Origin of the sequence: Mycobacterium sp. (genome assembly GCF_035697385.1) — a bacterium.
Classification (GTDB): Bacteria; Actinomycetota; Actinomycetes; order Mycobacteriales; family Mycobacteriaceae; genus Mycobacterium.
The window spans coordinates 1-2,303 of sequence record NZ_DASSCY010000100.1; the positions used below are offsets into that span (position 1 = coordinate 1).

General features: G+C 67.0%; 3 protein-coding genes. 1 reads left to right on the forward strand and 2 read right to left on the reverse strand.

Annotated features, from left to right (window positions below):
* Both VFH65_RS08825 and VFH65_RS08830 read right to left on the reverse strand, forming a co-directional pair.
* The coding region (locus tag VFH65_RS08825) for a LysE family transporter (RefSeq protein ID WP_353320766.1) at nt 1-556 on the reverse strand (556 nt) is incomplete at its 3' end.
* Between the two features lie 22 nt (nt 557-578).
* Nucleotides 579-989 (reverse strand): nitroreductase family deazaflavin-dependent oxidoreductase, encoded by a 411-nt coding sequence (locus VFH65_RS08830; protein ID WP_353320767.1) that lies wholly within the window; start codon nt 987-989, stop codon nt 579-581.
* A 66-nt stretch (nt 990-1,055) separates the two neighbouring features.
* On the opposite strand from VFH65_RS08830, the gene hisD reads away from it, so the two are divergent.
* Nucleotides 1,056-2,303 (forward strand): histidinol dehydrogenase (hisD, locus tag VFH65_RS08835; protein ID WP_353320768.1); only part of this gene is annotated, 1,248 nt, incomplete at its 3' end.

The following is a 2,303-nucleotide window of genomic DNA, read 5'->3' on the forward strand; positions in this document are numbered from 1 at the left end:
TCGTCTGCCGCCGCGGCGTGTGCAGCCACTTGAGCAGTCGCACCGAAAGCCCGGTGTACAGGCCCATGACGACGAGGTCGACGGCCACCATTGTCACGCCGATCGCCAGGTATTGCGGCAGCAGCGGTGCGGTCGGCACAACGAACTGCGGCAGGACGGCGAGGAAGAACACCAGGCCCTTGGGATTGGTGGCGTTGACGAGGAACCCGCGCACCATCAACGCCACCCGCCCGCCGTCGACCGATCTTGCGACCTGCTCACGCAGATCGACGGTGGCGGTGCGCCATTGACGCACGGCCAGGTAGACCAGGTAGGCCACACCGATCCACTTGATGATGTTGAACGCGAGGATCGAGTTCGCCACTGCCGCGCCGAGTCCGATCGCGACCAGGGCAAGCTGCAGCATCAGACCGATCTCCAGCCCAACGATGCTCCAGTAGCCGCGCCGCACGCCCTGCGTCAACCCGGTCGCCATCGATTGGATGGCGCCCGCTCCCGGCGACACGCTGATCGCGATCGCGGCGCCGAAGAATGTCAGCCAGACTTCCCACGCCATGGGGTCAGTGTGTCATCAGGGGTCAAGCGATATCGGCGACGAAGACCGCGACCTTGTTCGCCTGCAGTCGCGCCATGAACGGCAATCCCTCCGCTCCGGTTCCAGCGGGCACGATCCGTGGGTTGACGAGGTGCAGATCTCGCCGGGTGAGGTGCAGATCTGCCTCGCCCGCGGCCAACACATTCTTCACCCAGTCCGTTTTCCCATGGCCGAGTGCGATCGCCACCACGTTGCCCTTGCGGTAGGTGGTCACAATCGTTTCGTAGGGTTTTCCCGACTTGCGACCGCGGTGTTTGATGGTCGCCATCCCGGGCAGAAAACGCGCGATCGGTTTGACCATCGGGTTGAAGTACTTGATCTGTAGCCGCTCCACCACGGGTGGAAAAATCATCGGCACCCCTGGCGCGTTGTTGGGGTGGTCTTTGGCACGCATGACGCCTCCAATACCAATTTGTGCAGCTCTGGGACAATGGTCAGCGTGAATGTATCGCCACCGCGTATGGCGCGCATCGAACTGCGTGGCCAAGGGCTGTCTGCTGCGCAGTTGCGCGCCGCGCTGCCGCGCGGCGGGGTCGATGTCGACACGGTGGTCCCCAAGGTGCGCCCGATCGTCGACGCGGTTGCCGAACGGGGTGCACAGGCCGCCCTGGAGTACGGCGAAACGTTCGACGGGGTGCGTCCTGCCCAGGTCCGGGTACCGTCCGGCGAACTGCAGCGCGCACTCATGCAGCTCGATGCCGACGTCCGCGCCGCGCTGGAGGTCGCCATCGAGCGGGCCCGCGCCGTGCATGCCGATCAGCGCCGCAGCGACACCACGACCAGCCTGGGGCCGGGTGCGACGGTCACCGAACGCTGGGTGCCCGTCGAGCGAGTCGGCCTCTACGTACCGGGCGGCAACGCGGTCTACCCGTCGAGCGTGGTGATGAACGTGGTACCCGCGCAGACCGCGGGGGTGGACTCGCTGGTCATCGCCAGCCCGCCGCAGGCCGAGTTCGGCGGCCTGCCGCACCCGACCATCCTGGCCGCCGCGGCGCTGCTCGGTGTCGACGACGTGTGGGCGGTCGGCGGCGCGCAATCCATCGCCCTGCTCGCATACGGCGGCACCGACACCGACGGGTCCGAACTTGCGCCGGTCGACATGATCACCGGCCCCGGCAACATCTACGTCACCGCCGCCAAGCGGATCTGCCGTTCACAGGTTGGCATCGACGCCGAAGCAGGCCCAACTGAAATCGCGATCCTCGCCGACCACACCGCCGACCCCGGGCACGTCGCCGCCGACCTGATCAGCCAGGCCGAGCATGACGAGATGGCCGCCAGCGTGCTGGTCACTCCCAGTCCGGAGCTTGCCGACGCCACCGACCGCGAGCTGGCCGTGCAACTCGAGACCACCGTGCACCGTGAGCGCGTCACCGCTGCGCTGACAGGCAAGCAGTCGGCAATCGTTCTCGTGGACGACCTCGACGCCGGCGTACGCACGGTCAATGCGTACGCCGCCGAGCACCTCGAGATCCAGACCGTCGAGGCTGCCCGCATTGCGTCGCGGATACGTTCGGCCGGCGCGGTTTTCGTCGGCGCTTACTCACCGGTGAGTCTCGGCGACTACTGCGCCGGCTCCAATCACGTGCTCCCCACCGCGCGCTGGGCACGCTTTTCCTCCGGGCTGTCGGTGCTGGATTTCATGAAGCGCACCTCGGTGCTCCGGCTGAACCCCGACAATCTGCGCCAGCTCGGACCCGCGGCGATC